13 protein-coding genes, 1 tRNA gene and 1 pseudogene are annotated in these 14,961 nt (G+C 64.7%); 10 read left to right on the top strand and 5 right to left on the bottom strand.

The genetic code is table 11. The features are described from left to right. The first annotated feature begins 472 nt into the window (after window positions 1-472). The 4 genes from tolB (at window position 473) to truA (ending at window position 4,133) form a co-directional block, all read left to right on the top strand. Window positions 473-1,801: a Tol-Pal system beta propeller repeat protein TolB gene (gene tolB / locus AC6UUM_RS09535; RefSeq protein WP_500802044.1), complete on the top strand. Its 1,329-nt coding sequence runs from the start codon at window positions 473-475 to the stop codon at window positions 1,799-1,801. 67 nt (window positions 1,802-1,868) lie between these two features. Then, window positions 1,869-2,426, top strand: a complete 558-nt coding sequence (gene pal / locus AC6UUM_RS09530) for a peptidoglycan-associated lipoprotein Pal (protein WP_500802043.1) — start codon at window positions 1,869-1,871, stop codon at window positions 2,424-2,426. Window positions 2,427-2,469: 43 nt separating this feature from the next. Next, complete coding sequence (fmt, locus tag AC6UUM_RS09525; RefSeq protein ID WP_500802042.1) at window positions 2,470-3,375, top strand: methionyl-tRNA formyltransferase; 906 nt, start codon at window positions 2,470-2,472, stop codon at window positions 3,373-3,375. Then, window positions 3,372-4,133: a tRNA pseudouridine(38-40) synthase TruA gene (truA, locus tag AC6UUM_RS09520; protein WP_500802041.1), complete on the top strand. Its 762-nt coding sequence runs from the start codon at window positions 3,372-3,374 to the stop codon at window positions 4,131-4,133. Before fmt ends, truA begins: the two co-directional genes overlap by 4 nt. Window positions 4,134-4,382: 249 nt before the next feature. Here the strand turns inward: truA and AC6UUM_RS09515 are convergent, their stop codons facing one another. Both AC6UUM_RS09515 and AC6UUM_RS09510 read right to left on the bottom strand, forming a co-directional pair. Next, the gene (locus tag AC6UUM_RS09515) at window positions 4,383-5,897 is read right to left on the bottom strand and encodes an alkaline phosphatase (RefSeq protein ID WP_500802040.1); all 1,515 of its coding nucleotides are present in this window, start codon (window positions 5,895-5,897) and stop codon (window positions 4,383-4,385) included. A 29-nt stretch (window positions 5,898-5,926) separates the two neighbouring features. After that, window positions 5,927-6,853 (bottom strand): isopenicillin N synthase family dioxygenase, encoded by a 927-nt coding sequence (locus tag AC6UUM_RS09510; protein ID WP_500802039.1) that lies wholly within the window; start codon window positions 6,851-6,853, stop codon window positions 5,927-5,929. Window positions 6,854-6,985: 132 nt separating this feature from the next. Here AC6UUM_RS09510 and AC6UUM_RS09505 point away from each other — a divergent pair, with 132 nt between their 5' ends. The 3 genes from AC6UUM_RS09505 to AC6UUM_RS09495 all read left to right on the top strand — a co-directional run bounded on the left by AC6UUM_RS09505 (window position 6,986) and on the right by AC6UUM_RS09495 (window position 9,108). Continuing rightward, window positions 6,986-7,876, top strand: coding sequence for a DUF481 domain-containing protein (locus AC6UUM_RS09505; RefSeq protein ID WP_500802038.1), 891 nt, complete (start codon window positions 6,986-6,988; stop codon window positions 7,874-7,876). 92 nt (window positions 7,877-7,968) lie between these two features. Next, a tRNA-Met gene (locus AC6UUM_RS09500) sits at window positions 7,969-8,045 on the top strand. A 100-nt stretch (window positions 8,046-8,145) separates the two neighbouring features. Next, window positions 8,146-9,108 carry an NAD(P)H-dependent flavin oxidoreductase gene (locus AC6UUM_RS09495; RefSeq protein ID WP_500802037.1) on the top strand — a complete coding sequence of 321 codons (963 nt, stop codon included), beginning with the start codon at window positions 8,146-8,148 and terminating at the stop codon, window positions 9,106-9,108. Window positions 9,109-9,281: 173 nt separating this feature from the next. Here the strand turns inward: AC6UUM_RS09495 and secF are convergent, their stop codons facing one another. From secF to yajC, 3 genes and pseudogenes are all read right to left on the bottom strand, one after another. After that, entirely contained in the window at window positions 9,282-10,229 is a 948-nt protein-coding gene (secF, locus tag AC6UUM_RS09490) for a protein translocase subunit SecF (RefSeq protein WP_500802036.1), read from the bottom strand. Between the two features lie 18 nt (window positions 10,230-10,247). Then, a pseudogene (gene secD, locus AC6UUM_RS09485) lies at window positions 10,248-11,844 on the bottom strand (protein translocase subunit SecD). Window positions 11,845-11,850: 6 nt separating this feature from the next. Continuing rightward, window positions 11,851-12,207: a preprotein translocase subunit YajC gene (gene yajC / locus AC6UUM_RS09480; protein WP_500804946.1), complete on the bottom strand. Its 357-nt coding sequence runs from the start codon at window positions 12,205-12,207 to the stop codon at window positions 11,851-11,853. Between the two features lie 159 nt (window positions 12,208-12,366). Between yajC and AC6UUM_RS09475 the strand changes: the two genes are divergently transcribed. From AC6UUM_RS09475 to AC6UUM_RS09465, 3 genes are all read left to right on the top strand, one after another. Further along, the gene (locus AC6UUM_RS09475; protein ID WP_500804945.1) at window positions 12,367-13,185 is read left to right on the top strand and encodes a DUF815 domain-containing protein; all 819 of its coding nucleotides are present in this window, start codon (window positions 12,367-12,369) and stop codon (window positions 13,183-13,185) included. 164 nt (window positions 13,186-13,349) lie between these two features. Next, a complete protein-coding gene (locus tag AC6UUM_RS09470; protein ID WP_500802035.1) occupies window positions 13,350-14,138 on the top strand; it encodes a DUF3011 domain-containing protein in 789 nt (262 codons plus the stop codon). Window positions 14,139-14,158: 20 nt separating this feature from the next. Continuing rightward, entirely contained in the window at window positions 14,159-14,854 is a 696-nt protein-coding gene (locus AC6UUM_RS09465; protein WP_500802034.1) for a DUF3011 domain-containing protein, read from the top strand. Window positions 14,855-14,961 lie beyond the last annotated feature (107 nt).

Raw genomic sequence — 14,961 nt, 5'->3', positions numbered from 1 at the left:
TTATTCAATTCCGGGATACAAATCCGGGGACACCGATTCCGGGGACACCTTCCATACCGCGAACACAATACCAAATGGCCACGTTTTTCGGTTCCAACAGGTTCTGCTTATTCACGCCTCGCCGGCATTGTGATGACGGCCTAGCGCGGACCATATGATTCTGCTGCGGTGTCGTTGCGCGCCGTCAGCCACACGATGTCCTACAACGGCCTTTTGCGGTGAATATCGTCATATTCGGATGTGCGTCTTGCCGTCCGACGCCAAGATATATCTTGTTCATCACAAAATAGGGAAAAAGCAGAACCTTTGTAACCTTGTAAATAACAATCATCCGATTTCCGCCCCAAAACAGGAGGAATCGCCCATGCTGCAACCATCGGAACAGGCCCGCGCTGCGCCGCCACATCACGCTGCGGGCGATCTGCGGTTGGTTTATCTCCCGTTCAGCGGCCGGTGCTGATAAGCTGCACCCATGCACCTGATTCCCCTTGCCCTGCTGCTGGCTGCCGCCCCTGCCCTGGCCCAAGCGCCCGCCGCCGGGCCGCTGCGCGTCGATATCAACGCCGGCCTGACACAACCCATGCCGATCGCCGTGCCGGCCTTTGCGCCGGGCAATGGCGGCGCCACGGAGGCGGGCACCACCACGGCGCTGGGCGAGCGCGCAGCGCAGGTGATCGCCGCTGACTTGAAATCCTCCGGCCTGTTCCGCCCGCTCGATCCGGCGGCCTTCACCACCACGGTGGGGATCGATGATGTGCTGCGCCCGGATTATCCGGCCTGGCGTACCATCGCGGCACAGGCGCTGGTGACGGGCACGGTCAGCGCCAATCCCGATGGCGGCATCACGCTCGCTTGCTATGCCTATGATGTGTTTGCCGGCGCCGAAATCGCCCGGCAGGGGTTCGTCACCACGGCGGCCGGCTGGCGGCGGGCGGCGCACAAATGCGCTGATCTCGTCTATTCGCGGCTGACCGGGGAGAGCGGCTATTTCGACAGCCGCATCGTCTATGTCTCCGAAACCGGGCCGCGCACGAAACGCATCAAGCGCCTCGCCATCATGGATCAGGATGGCGCCGGCCACCGCTTCCTCACCTCGGGGCAGAATCTGGTGCTCACCCCGCGCTTTGCGCCGGGGCAGCAGACGATCACCTACATGAGTTTTGAAAACAACCGGCCCCGCGTCTGGCTATACACGCTGGGCAGCGGCCGGCAGGAGGCGGTGGGCCAGTTCGCCGCGATGACCTTTGCGCCGCGCTTCTCGCCCGATGGCCAGAATCTGGTGTTTTCGATGGCGGTGGGCGGCAACACCGATATCTATCGCTTCAATATCGCCAGCAAACAGATCATGCGGCTGACCACCGGCCCTGGCATCGACACGAGCCCAAGCTATTCGCCGGACGGCACCAAGATCGTGTTTGAAAGTGATCGCGGCGGCGGCCAGCAAGTCTATGTGATGAATGCCGATGGCAGCGGCCAGAGCCGGATCAGCTTTGGTGAGGGCCGCTCGGCCAGCCCGGTGTGGAGCCCGCGCGGCGATTATATCGCCTTCACCCGCATCGGCGGCGGCCGCTTCGGCATTGGCGTGATGCGGCCCGATGGCGGCGGCGAACGGCTGCTGACCAATGGCTATCAGGACGAAGGCGCCTCCTGGTCGCCCAATGGCCGGGTCATCCTGTTTTCCCGATCCGAACGCAGCGGGCGCGCAGCGCTGTGGTCGGTGGACATTTCCGGATTGAACGAGCGTCGGCTGGCGACGCCGCTGGATGCATCCGATCCGGCCTGGTCGCCGTTGTTGCCCTGAGCCTTGACAGCCTCACCCGGCCCATTGTCATGTTTGATCGTTGCAGTTGAAAGGAGCCCCCACCCCCATGAACCGCACAAGTCACCGCACTTCAACCAATTTCGCCCTGCTTGCCACGCTCGGTCTCACCCTGGCTGCCTGCGCCAAGAAGGAAAAACCCGTGATGCAGGCGCCGCCCACGGCCGCCCGGCCGGAGGCGCCCGCCACGCCCACCCCGCAAAGCAGCGGTGTCGTATCGACGCCGATGGTCACCACCAGCATCGTGCCGGGCAGCCAGGAAGATCTGCGCGCCCAGGCCGGCAATGATACGGTGCTGTTCGCCTATGACAGCTATGAACTGGATGGCGATGCCCGCGCCATCCTGGCTCGCCATGCCGCGTGGCTGAAGAACAACAATGTGCGCGTGACGCTGGAAGGCCATGCCGATGAGCGCGGCACCCGCGAATATAATCTGGCGCTGGGCGAACGCCGCGCCAATTCGGTGAAGAACTTCCTCGCCAACGAAGGGGTCGATGTGGCGCGCCTGGCGACGATTTCCTATGGCAAGGAACGCCCGGTGGTGGAGGGCGCCGATGAAGCCACCTGGGCGCAGAACCGCCGCGCCGTGACCACTGTGACGCGCTGAGGGGACTTCCCCGCAGCGCGCCAAGCCGATAACAGCAGCGCCCATGCGGATCATTCACATGGGCACGCCGGAATTCGCGGTGCCGGCGCTCGATGCCTTGCGCGGTGCCGGGCACGAGATCATTGCGGTCTATACGCGGGCGCCAAAGCCGGCCGGGCGCGGCAAGCAGCTGCAGGCCAGCCCGGTCAACGCCCGCGCCGATGCGCTGGGCATCCCGGTGTTTACCCCGCGCACCTTCCGCGATGCACAAGCCGTGGCCGAATTTCTGGATGTGGCGCGCGATTGTGATGTGGCCGTGGTCGCCGCCTATGGCCTGATCTTGCCGCAGGCCGTGCTGGCGGCGCCGCGGCTGGGTTGCCTGAACATCCATGCTTCCCTGCTGCCGCGCTGGCGCGGGGCCGCTCCCATTCAGCGGGCGATCTTGGCCGGCGACACGATGACCGGGGTGACGATCATGCAGATGGAGGCAGGCCTGGATACCGGGCCGATGCTGGCCGAAGCGCAAACGCCGGTGGGCACGAAGACCAGTGGCGACCTGTTCGGCGAGCTGGCCGGCCTGGGGGCCGAACTGCTGATCGATGTGCTGGCGAACCCGCGCTCCGCCGTGCCGCAGCCCGACGCCGGCGTCACCCTGGCGCCGCGCATCGACAAGGCCGAGGCGCATCTGGACACCCACCTGCCGGCGATCGCGCTGGAGCGGCGGATGCGCGCTTTCAACCCGGCGCCAGGCGCGTGGCTGGCGATCGGCGGGGAGCGCGTGAAGATATTGGCGGCCACGGTGGAACCGGGAGCATCAGCGCCGGGCATCACGCTGGATGATCGCTTGCTGATCGGCACCGCCGATGGCGGTCTGCGGCCCAGCATCGTCCAGCGCGCCGGCAAGCCGGCCATGCCGGTCCAGGCGCTGCTGAACGGCTGGCGGGTGCCAGTGGGAACCAGCGTGGCGTGACACGCTATCGTTTCACGGTGGAATATGATGGCCGGCCGTTCATGGGCTGGCAGCGCCAGGCGCATGGGGCCACCGTGCAGGCCGCCATCGAAGCCGCCATCCACGCCATCACCGGCGAAACGGTCGAAGTGATCGCCGCCGGCCGCACTGATGCCGGCGTGCACGCCAGCGCCATGCCGGCGCATGCCGATATCGAAAAGCCGTTCACGCCGTTCAAGTTGATGGAAGCGATCAACGCCCGGTTGCGGCCACAACCGGTGGCGATCGTCGATTGCACCGAAGCGCCGGACTGGCACGCGCGCTTCGATTGCCTGGGCCGGCGCTATCGCTACACGATCATCAACCGGCGCGCGCCGCTCACCGCGCAGACGGGGCTGGCGTGGCGGGTGCCAGTGCCGCTCGATGTCGAAGCGATGCAGGCGGCGGCGCGGCTGCTGATCGGCCGCCATGATTTCACCACCTTCCGTTCATCGCACTGCCAGGCCAATTCGCCGCTGCGCACGCTCGATCGGCTGGAGGTGACCCGCGACGGCGACACAATCGAAGTGTTCGCAGCGGCCCGGTCCTTCCTGCACCATCAGGTGCGATCGATGGTCGGCTGCCTGAAGTTGGTCGGCGAAGGCCAGTGGTTGCCGGATGATCTGGCGGCTGCACTGGCAGCCCGCAACCGGGACGCGCTCGGCCTCAATGCCCCGCCGGACGGCTTGTGGTTTGTTGGCGCGATCTACCCGGCGCTGTCGGTGGGCTTTACAGGCTGAACGTCGGCCTGCGGCATGTCGTTTGTAAAATCAGTTGCTTGACCATTGGCATGGTTATTGCAGGGTCTGCGATCAGCGCAAAGCAATTAGCGAGTTACGGACACCATGGCCAATTGGTTGCAACATGCGCAAAATTCGCCTCGCCTGCGCTTGCTGGTCGGGTTGGCCATCGGCCTGGTGGCAGGCGGCGCTGCCGGCTGGATGTTGGTCGGCTGATCGCTTCACAATGCGTGCTTGTGTGCCGGTGATTCAGCGCCAGCCGAGCGCTTCGGCCATGATGTGAAAGATCAGATTCTGCTCCATCACGCCGCGCACCAGATCAGCGCGCGGGCCTTCGGCAAACAGCGCCACATCTTCGCCGCCATGGCTTTCGCTGCCGGTGCCATAGGTTTTGTTCGCCAGATAATTGGGATCGGTTGGCGGCAGCAAGCGTGACAGGCCACGCGACAGGAACGGCCCGTTGGCGTAAGACAGGGTGGTCATCGGTTGGCCGCGATCATCCAGCGCGAAGCCTTCCGGGCTGAGCGGCCCGCTGCCCTCACCGTCACGCGACGGCTTGATATAGCCCAATATGTCGTTGCCGCGTTCCGGGTAGCCGGCGATGGTCAGCACATGGCTGTGATCGGCGGTCACCAGCACCAGGGTTTCATCCAGATTCACCGACTTGAGCACCTCGGCAACCGTGGCGCTGAACATCTGCGCTTCCTTCAGGGCGCGATAGGGATTGCTGGCATGATGGCCGTGATCGATGCGGCCGCCTTCGATCATCAGATAATAGCCTTTGCCGCCGCGCGCCTTGGCGCCGGCCGCCAGCCTCGCCAACGCAAAGCGCGCCATTTCCGGCAAGCCCGGTTCGGCATCATCCTTGCGATCATGTTCGAAACTGATGTGGTCGGGATTGAACAGGCCCAGAACCGGTCCTCCGGGTAACTGGCCACTGCCGGTCGCCGCCAAGGCGCGCAGGCCCTTGGCATCGCCGACAAACTGACCCGTCGGCCAGCGCTGCTGCCATTCACTGACCAGATTGCGGCCATCGTCGCGCTGCCCGCCCTTGCCGACGGGGAAGAAGCGCGCGCTGCCGCCGCCGAGCGCGACATCGAAGCCGCCCTTGAAGCCGACCAATTGCGCGGCGAGATCCGCACAGCCCGAGGCGCGATCGGCAGCCGGATAGGCGCGATCCGCCCCTTCCCAATCGCGGTTCGGCACATGGCCATAGACCGCAGCCGGGGTGGCGTGGGTGATGCGGGTGGTGGTGACGATGCCCAACCCCATGCCCTGCGCCCTTGCGATCTCGGCAAAGGTGCGCGGCAATTTTTCCGGCGTCTTGCACGCCTCCGCGCCCTGATCCTGGCCGAAGTTGATCACACCGATGCGAGTCTTCACGCCGGTGTTGAAGGCGCTCGCCGTGCCGGCACTGTCGGGCACCTGGGCATTGGTATTGTAGGTTTTCACCAGCGCGGTGTTGGCCATGCGATCCCAGGCCAGGCTGTTCTCTTCACCGGGGCCGGGCTTGCGGCCATCGATGGGGTGCTGGCCATCGAAGATTCGCGCCGCGGTGATGGTGGTGACACCCATGCCGTCGCCGACCATCAGGATGATGTTTTTCGCGCGCTTCGGCCGGTTGACCACCTTCAGCCTGGCATCAAGCGCGGCGCGGCCGCCTTGCCACCAATCATCCTGCACCGGCGTGTCGAGCACTGGGCCAGCAGCCCAGGCGGGAGCGGAAACAGCCAGCGTCGCGGCCAGCAGAATTTTGCGCATCATGATCATGGTTCTACCCTGCTCGCGGATTGTTACAGCAATTTGATTTCGCGCAGCCGCTCCCGCAGATAATCGTCGGCGGTGATTGGCGGCGCCTCGCGCAGACCGCCTGGCAGCGTGCGGATCAGATAATCCGGGCGGAAATGCAGAAAAAACGGCGTGGAATAGCGGGCCACTCCCATCCGGTCCGGCGCCGGATTGACCACACGATGGGTGGTGGAGGGCAGACGATGCCCGGTCAGCCGTTGCAGCATGTCGCCGACGTTGCACACCAGGCTGCCCGGCGGCGCGTCGATGCTGCGCCACTGGCCATCCTTGTCCAGCAATTGCAGCCCGGCCTCCTCGGCGCCGAGCAGCAGGGTGATCACATTGATATCCTCGTGGGCGCCAGCGCGTATGGCACCGGCGGCATCTGCCGTTACCGGCGGATAATGCAGCAGACGCAGGATAGAATTGCCATCGCGCACCGGATCGACAAAGAAATCCGCCGCCAGGCCAAGATGCACGGCAATGGCGCGCAGCATGCGGTTTCCGGCTGCATCCAGCGCCGCATAGAGCGCACCCACGGCCGTTTCGAATTCCGGCACCTCCGCCGGCCACAGATTGGCGGGCATCAGCGCGGCATAGGCATGGCCGGCCGGCAGCGACCGCCCGACATGCCAGAATTCCTTCAGATGGGCCTTGGCTTCGCCCTTGGCGGCTTCGATACCGAATGGCGTCAGCCCGCGCTGGCCGCCGCCGCCAACCACGACATATTGCTGCTTGATGGCCTGCGGCAGCGCGAAGAACGCCTTGGTCGCCACCATCGCCCGATCGATCAGGCCCTGATCGATACCGTGATCCGAAACGACAGCAAAGCCGGTGCGCGCAAAGGCATCGCCAAAGCCGGCTGCAGCCGCGCCCAGATCGGAATCGATCAACGAAAGCGGAATCGGCGTGATATCGGCGGCAAGAGTCATGCCACAGCTTTGCCCCGGATTGGCGCGGCTTGCCAGCCCCCCAACGATTTGCGGGGGTGACGCGCGCGGCGCTTGACCGATCCAAAACGGAAATATGAAATGCCGCACAGCGCAGCGGAGGGGAGAGATTTGATGCGTCGATATGCTTTTGGCGTGCTGGCCGCCGTGGCCGCGGCTGCGCCCGGCCATGCCGAACCGATCCCGGCACCGGTTGATCGGATGATCGATGCGGCGGCTGCCAATGCCGATCAGTTGAAGCTGGTGGCCGACATCGCCAAGCAGGCCAACCCCGGCAGCGCGGCGGAGATCAACGCCAAGGTGGCGGCCATTACTGCAGCACAGACGAAGGCGCGCGAAGAAAAATTGGCCTCGCAGGGCTTTCTGGATGGCTGGAGCGGCCAGGGTGAGGCCGGCGGCTTTATTTCCACCGGCAATACGCGCAACCGCGGCATCGCCGTCGGGGTCAGCCTGGCCAAGGAAAGCCGCAGCTGGAAGCATGGCCTGCGCGGCATCGTCGATTATCAGGAAGACAATGGCGTTGCCTCGCGCGAGCGTTATTTCGCCGGCTATGAAGGCAATTGGAAATTCACCCAGCGCGGCTTCGCGCTGCTGGCTCTCAGTTGGGAGCGTGACAAGTTCACCGGCTTTTCCAGTCGCTTCACCCAGGCCATCGGCATCGGCTATCGGTTGATCGACACGCCGCGCCTGAAGATTGCCGTCGATGGCGGCCCGGCGCTGCGGCAGACAAGTTTCATCACAGGCCTGACCAACAACAATGTGGCCGCCCGTGTCGGTCTGAACGCCAACTGGCAGATCAGCGATGCGCTGGCCTTCACCCAGACCACGACCTATTATTACGACGACAGCAACAATTCGCTGTTGTCGCTCTCGCAGCTCACCGCAAAATTCGGCAGCCGCCTTTCGGGCCGGTTGTCCGTTCAGTTCAACAACGAAAGCAACCCGCCACCGCGGCGCCTGAACAGCGACACCGTCACCCGCGCCTCGCTGGTCTACAACTTCTGACGGCGCAGGGCCGCGCCCCTGTTGACCGGAGCGGGGCCGCGCATTAGAGCGACCGTCCGATTGCCCGCGTATCGACATGCGCAGGGCCTTGTGGCAGCGTAGCTCAGTTGGTGAGAGCGCCGGATTCATAACCCGGAGGTCGGCGGTTCAAATCCGCCCGCTGCTACCATAACCGACAATAAGCCGCACGACCCTCAGACGAGGATGAGGTGGCGCGCGGGCGCAACCGCGGCTAATCCTTGCAGCCTGACCTGTTGGGGAGCCAAATCATGTCCATGCCTGCCGCCTTTGCTGGCCGCCTGTCGATCCCGGTGATCGGGTCGCCGTTGTTCATCATCTCCGGGCCGGAACTGGTGATGGCCCAGTGCCGCGCCGGCATCATCGGCAGCTTCCCCAGCCTCAACGCCCGGCCGCTGGCGCAGTTCGAAGAATGGCTGCAACGCCTGTCCACCGAACTTGGGCCCAATGATGCGCCCTATGCCGTCAACCTGATCGTGCACCGCTCCAACGATCGCCTGATGGACGATCTGGCGCTGTGCGTGAAATACAAGGTGCCGATGATCATCACCTCGCTGGGTGCGCGCGAAGACGTGAACGAGGCCATCCACAGCTATGGCGGCATCGTCATGCACGACATCATCAACAACAAATTCGCCAAAAAGGCCGTGGAAAAGGGCGCCGATGGCCTGATCGCCGTGGCGGCCGGGGCCGGCGGCCATGCCGGCACCACCAGCCCGTTTGCGCTGATCCAGGAAATCCGCGAATGGTTCGATGGCCCGCTGGCGCTTTCGGGATCGATCGCCACCGGTGATGCGGTGCTGGCCGCCCAGGCGATGGGCGCCGATTTCGGCTATATCGGCAGCGCCTTCATCGCCACCGCCGAAGCCCGCGCGGTGCAGGGTTACAAGGACATGATCGTCGAAAGCGCCGCGTCCGACATCGTCTATTCCAACCTGTTCACCGGCGTGCACGGCAATTATCTGCGCCCGTCGATCATCAAGGCCGGCATGGACCCGGATGCGCTGCCGACCAGCGATCCTTCTGCAATGAACTTCGGCAGCGGCGGCAACACCGACGCCAAGGCCTGGAAGGATATCTGGGGCTGCGGCCAGGGCATCGGCGCGGTCAAGGCCGTCCTCCCCGCCGGCGAGCTGGTGGCGCGACTGATCCGCGAGTATGATGTGGCGCGCGCGCGCATCGGCATGAACGCCGCAGCCATCGCAGCGGAGTGAGTGATATGCACGTTGAACTGACCGCCAAGACCCGCCTGGTATGGCTGGTGGGCGCCATGGTGCTCGGCACACTCAGCCAATGGTGCATGGCCTTTGGGCCGTGCGGGGCACCGATCTGAAACATGCTGCCGTCACCCCGACGTTCGCCGGGGTGACGGGAATAAAGTACCGCCTCAGCCGACCCGTTCGGCGCCGGCAGCGCGCTTGTCTTCCACCGTTGCCGGGCGCGGCTTGACGCCCAGGCTGATCAGCAGCGACGATGAAACGAAGATCGATGAATAGGTGCCGACCACAATCCCCAGCACCATCGCCGCGGTGAAGCCGAAAATCACCTCCGGGCCCAGGAACAGCAACGCCAGCAGCGCAGCCAGCAATGTGACCGAGGTCATCACCGTGCGCGGCAGGGTTTCATTCACCGACAGATCGATGATGCCCTTGATGTCCATCTGCCGGAACTTGCGCAGATTTTCGCGGATGCGATCGTCGATCACCACCTTGTCGTTCAGGCTGTAGCCGATGATGGTGAGCACCGCCGCGACGATGTTGAGATCGAATTCGAGCTGGGTCAGCGCAAAGAAGCCCAGAGTCACCACCACGTCGTGCACCAGCGCGACCACCGTGGACACGCCAAAGTACCATTCAAAGCGGAACCAGGTGAACACGGCGACGAACAGCATTGACAGGCCGACGGCCCACAACCCGTCGGTGATCAACTCGTCCGACACCTTGCCCGACACGCTTTCAACGCGAGCAAAATTGACGCCGGGATAATCCTTTTCCAGCGCCGTGCGCACCTTGGCCACAACGCGCTGCACGGCTGCCTGATCGCCTTCTGGCAACGGCAGCCGCACCAGGATGGTCGAAGGCTTGCCGAATTCCTGCAGTGCAGCATCACCAACGCCGACCTGATTGACCCGCACGCGCAGCGTATCGAGCTCAGGCGGTGCCTTGAATTCCACCTGCATGGTGAGGCCGCCGAGGAAATCGACCCCCAGATTGAGCCCGCGCAGGCCCAGCAGCGCGCCGGCGCCGATGGTGAGCGCGATGGTGAACGCGAACGCCAGAAAGCGCAGTTTGACGAAACCGATGTTGGTGTTGTCGGGAACGATCTTCAACGGCATGGGCCAGTCCTTTCCCGATCAGATGTTGAGTGTGGCGGGGCGCGCCGACATCAACCAGCGCGCCACCATCCAGCGCACCAGCGTAACCGCGGTGAACACCGATGTGGCAATGCCGATCGACAGCACCACGGCAAAGCCCTTGATCGGGCCAGAGCCGAACAGGAACATGATGATGGCAACGATGATGTTCAGGCTGTTGGCGTCCCAGATGGTGCGCGTGGCTTCGCGGAAGCCCACCTCCACGCTGGCGATCACGCCCCTGCCCTTGCGCTGTTCTTCGCGGATGCGTTCATTCACCAGCACGTTGGCGTCCACCGCCGCGCCAATGGTCAGCACCATGCCGGCGATGCCCGGCAGCGTCAGGGTGAAACCCGCCGCCGACATGATGCCGAGGATCATGATGATGTTGATGAACAGCGCAACCACCGCATAAACGCCGAAGCGGCCGTAGGTGAGGATCATCAGCAGCGAAACCGCCAGCACCGCCACGATCGAAGCGATGGCGCCGGCGCGGATCGAATTCGGCACCCAGATCAGGCCCGACGGTGCGCTCCTCGACCACCTTCAGCTCCACCGGCAATTTGCCCGAACGCAGCAGGATGGCCAGTTCGTTGGCAGTTTCCACCGTGTAACTGCCACTGATGACGCCGCTGCCGCCCAGGATCGGCTCGTTGATGTTCGGCGCGGAGATCACCATGCCATCCAGGATGATGGCGAACGGCTTGCCGACATTTTCGGTGGTGGCCTGGGCAAAGCGCCGGCCGCCGGTCGAATCAAAGCGAAACGACACCGCCGGTGCGCCATTCTGATCGGTGGACACCTGGGAATCGACCAATTGATCGCCGGTGATGATGGCACGGCGCTTCACCACCACCTGCCCGCCCTGCTGAACGGGCAGGATCTGGCTGCCCGGCGGCGCGCGGCCCTGGGCGACCTCTTCCGGATCGGCCGCGGTATCGACCAGCTTGAATTCCAGCTTGGCGGTCTTGCCGAGCAGCGCCTTCAGCGCTTCCGGGTCCTGGAGGCCGGGCACCTGCACGACGATGCGGGTCTTGCCCTGCCGCACGATGGTCGGCTCGCGGGTGCCGAGCTCATCGATACGCTTGCGGATGACCTCCACGGCCTGCGCCATGGCGCCATCGACAGCGGCACTGATGCCGGCGGCGGTTGGTTGCAGGATGATCTGGCCGGGCAGGCTGCCGCGGCTGACCGAAACTTCCCGCGCCGCGCCGACACCCAATGGCGCAGTCACCTTGTTGAGGATGGCGATCGCCTGATCGACGCGGGTGACATCCCCCACCGCAAAGCTCAACTGGCCGCGGTTGATCGACAGGTCCGATACGACAATGGCGCCGCCCTCGGCCACGCGCAATTCGCTGCGCACCGTGTCCTCCAGCGTGTCCAGCTTGGCCTTTTCGACCTCGTTCGCGGTCGCTTCCAGCATCAGGTGTGAACCGCCGCGCAGATCGAGACCCAGCGGCAACTGGCTTTTCGGCAGTCCGTCGGGGATCATGGCGATCTGAGAGGGCGTCAACGCGTTGGGCACCGCCAGCAGGAAGCAGACGAACACGGTCAGCCAGATCGACCAGTTCTTCCACGCGGGAAAATCGAGCACGGGCGCTTATTCCTTGCCGACCGTTGCAACATCATTGGCAGCGGTCAGGCCGCGCGGCTTGACATCGACCAGCGTGGATTTGAGCACGCGGAACTTCACATTCGGGCCGGCTTCCACTTCCACCTCGGTATCGGTCACGCGGATGGCCTTGCCGATGATCCCGCCGCCGGTCACCACATCGTCACCCTTTTTCACGGCATCGACCATGGCGCGGTGCTGCTTCACCCGCTGCTGCTGCGGGCGGATGATCAGGAAATAGAAAATCCCGAAGATCGCCAGATAGGGCAGAAAGCCGATCAGGGCGGCAGTGCCGCCCGCAGCGGCCGCGCCGGCGGTCTGGGCATGGGCCGGGGATGCAAATATCATGGTCTCGCTCTCGGAAAATCGGCCGGCAAACCGGTTGGCACGGGCTCTAGCGGCTTGCCCCCCCGCACGCAACCATGGCACGCAACCATGGCGTGCCGGGTTGGCTGGCCAGCAGTTCCCATGCGGCCCGCCATTGGCTATCGGATGGTCATGGAAATCCAAGACGCCCTGCTGGCCCGGATGGCTGCCGCCCTGGAACGCTTGTCGCCGCCCCCGGCGCCGACGGCTGATCCGGCCATCGGCCACTGGTTCGGCTGGGATGGTGCCGGCCTGCTGGCCTTGCCGCCGGCCCGCACCACACCGCTGGCGCTGTATCAGGGCGTCGGCCCGCAGGCGCAGGCGCTTCTGGAAAACAGCCGTCGCCACGCCCGGCGCCTGCCGGCCCATGATGTGCTGTTGTGGGGCGCGCGCGGCATGGGCAAATCCAGCCTGGCGCGCAGTGTGGTTGCCGAGCTGCTGGCCAAGGGCGAGGATCTGGCGCTGGTGCAATTGATGCTGCCGGCTCTGCCCACCCTGCCGCTGCTGTTCCGCCATCTGGAACGCGTCCATCGGCCGTTTCTGCTGTTTCTCGATGATGTCTCGCTGGGCGCCGATGCCGGCGAAGTCCATGCGCTGCGCTCCCTGCTCGATGGCGGGGTGCAGGCAAGGCCCGATCATCTGCGCCTGATCGTCACCAGCAACCGCCGCCACCTGGTGCCGCGCAGTCTTTCGGAAAACGAGGGCGACGCGATCAATCCGCGCGATGTCGCCGATGATCATCTGGCGCTGGCCGATCGCTTCGGGCTGAGGCTGGGCTTCCACCCCTGTGATCAGCCGCAATATCTGGCGATGTGTGCAGCCTATGCCGCGGCGCATGGCCTGGCGTTTGATCCCGCCGCTGCCCTTGCCTGGGCGATGGCGCGCGGCGCGCGATCCGGGCGGGTGGCGTGGCAATTCACGGTGGAACAGGCCGGGGCGCAAGCCATCGTGATCTAATGCGGCCAGAACGTCGTTGATTCACGCCAACATACTGGCAATCAACCGCTATTGACATTCGAAACCAGTCTGCGAACACTACTTGACGTCGCCAGGGGGAACAAGCGGCCAATAACTGCCGGGGATCGATCATGCGCCTGTTGTCTGTGTTGAGCGGGACTTTGTTGACGAGTTCGTCACTGATCCTGACTGGCCTTGCGGTCACGCTTCCGGCCGGCCCGGCCGCCGCGCAGAACTGGCGCGAAATCACCTGTGAAAGCTGGAATTATCGTGAAGCGGCCTGCCCGGCACCCGGCGCCGTTCGCGTGCAATTGCTGCGGGTCAACGGCGGCAACTGCGTCGAAGGGCAAAGCTGGTTTCACGATGGCCGCGCCATCCGGGTGCGCAATGGCTGCCGGGCCGTTTTCCGCATCGATGCCAACAACGGCTGGGGCGTGGGCGGCTGGGACAATGGCTGGAATGGCGGCGGCAGCAATCCGAATGCCGTACAGACCGTGCGTTGCGAAAGCTGGAATTATCGCGATCAGCGCTGTGCCGTGTCTGGCTCCGTCGGCGGCGTGCGCATCAGCCGGGTTCTGGCCGGTGATTGCCGCGACGGCGCCACCTGGCGCTGGGATCGCCGTGCGATTTATGTGCGCAATGGCTGCCGCGCCGATTTTGAAGTGCTGTTGAGTTCCAACGGTTGGGGTGGCGGTGGCGGCCCGGGGTCTGGCGGCGGCGGCTTCGGCGGTTCTGGCGGCAACTTCGGCGGTTCCGGTGGCGGCCAGTCTGTCACCACGATCAACTGCGAAAGCTGGAATTACCAGCCGGCGCGCTGCCCGATCCCACGCGCAAATCAGGTCAGGCTGAGCCGTGTGCTGGCTGGCGATTGCCGCCAGGGCCGCACTTGGGGCTGGGATGCACGGTCCATCTGGGTGAACGGCGGCTGCCGCGCCGCGTTCGATATCTTCTGATACGATCTTCGGGGGTTTTCATGCAGCGCAGCGCCGGCCTGGCCGCACTTGTGGCATTGTTTTCAGCGTCACTGGCTGCACCGGTGGCCGCCCAATCCAATTGGGGAAACAACAACGGCTGGAACAATCAAGGCGGACAAATCGTTCGCTGCGAAAGTTGGAATTATCGTTATGCCCGCTGCAACGCCGACACCCGCGATGGGGTTCGCCTGTCGCGGGTACTTGCCGGCAATTGTTCAAACGGCCGCAATTGGGGTACCGCCCGCAACTATATCTGGGTGAACAATGGGTGCCGGGCCGAATTCGAATTGCGCCGCGGTGGTGGTGGCGCATCGACCGGCGCGGTCATTGCCGGCGCTGCGGTCGCGGCCGGCCTGCTGGCCCTGCTGCTTTCAAAGGGCAAGAAGAAGGAAGCGGACGGCGCCTCCCAACCCGGCGCCAAGACGCCCGCCGCAATCAACATCGGCCCAGACCGGGTGACGCCGGCCGCCCAGCCCGCGTTCCGCCGTTGCGTCGAAGAAGCGGCGCGCCAGATCGGCGCGACCGGCGGCACGTCGATCCGCTTACTGGGCAGCGTGCAAACCAACGTGAACAATGGCGACTGGCAATTCCAGATCCCGCTCGAAGCCAGCTGGCCCAACGATACCCATGCAACGCCTGCGACATGCCGCGCCACGCCCGACCGGCTGATTGAGCTGAACTTCCTGCCCGAATGACCGGCGCCGGTGCCGGCCGGCTGCGGCATGGCGCGCGAGCCGGTTGCGGCAGGGCATGCCGGCCTGCTAAGGATCTGACGGACATTTGGTTCTGAAGGTGCGTTCTC

This window comes from Sandarakinorhabdus sp. (assembly GCF_987265915.1).
This window is presented reverse-complemented; position numbering and strand designations above follow the sequence as displayed.